The 679-nt window shown below is 56.4% G+C and carries 1 rRNA gene; it reads left to right on the top strand.

Features of this window, described 5'->3' with window-relative positions:
- A 23S ribosomal RNA gene (locus G5B47_RS25265) occupies positions 1-678 on the top strand; the annotation flags it as partial.
- Position 679: the final 1 nt, after the last annotated feature.

The following is a 679-nucleotide window of genomic DNA, read 5'->3' as shown; positions in this document are numbered from 1 at the left end:
CGGGTACGGGGACCGTGTCAGGCGGGCAGTTTGACTGGGGCGGTCGCCTCCTAAAGAGTAACGGAGGCGTCCCAAGGTTCCCTCAGAATGGTTGGAAATCATTCGAAGAGTGCAAAGGCAGAAGGGAGCTTGACTGCGAGACCTACAAGTCGAGCAGGGACGAAAGTCGGGCTTAGTGATCCGGTGGTACCGCATGGAAGGGCCATCGCTCAACGGATAAAAGCTACCCTGGGGATAACAGGCTTATCTCCCCCAAGAGTCCACATCGACGGGGAGGTTTGGCACCTCGATGTCGGCTCATCGCATCCTGGGGCTGAAGTAGGTCCCAAGGGTTGGGCTGTTCGCCCATTAAAGCGGTACGCGAGCTGGGTTCAGAACGTCGTGAGACAGTTCGGTCCCTATCTGTCGTGGGCGTAGGAAATTTGAGAGGAGCTGTCCTTAGTACGAGAGGACCGGGATGGACGTACCGCTGGTGCACCAGTTGTTCCGCCAGGAGCATGGCTGGGTAGCTACGTACGGACGGGATAAGCGCTGAAAGCATCTAAGCGTGAAGCCCCCCTCAAGATGAGATTTCCCAGTATGTAAGACCCCTTGAAGACGACGAGGTAGATAGGTTGGAGGTGGAAGCACGGCAACGTGTGGAGCTGACCAATACTAATCGGTCGAGGGCTTATCCAAA

This window comes from Paenibacillus apii (assembly GCF_011043685.1).
In the GTDB taxonomy this organism is placed as follows: domain Bacteria; phylum Bacillota; class Bacilli; order Paenibacillales; family Paenibacillaceae; genus Paenibacillus_AQ; species Paenibacillus_AQ sabinae.
This window is presented reverse-complemented; position numbering and strand designations above follow the sequence as displayed.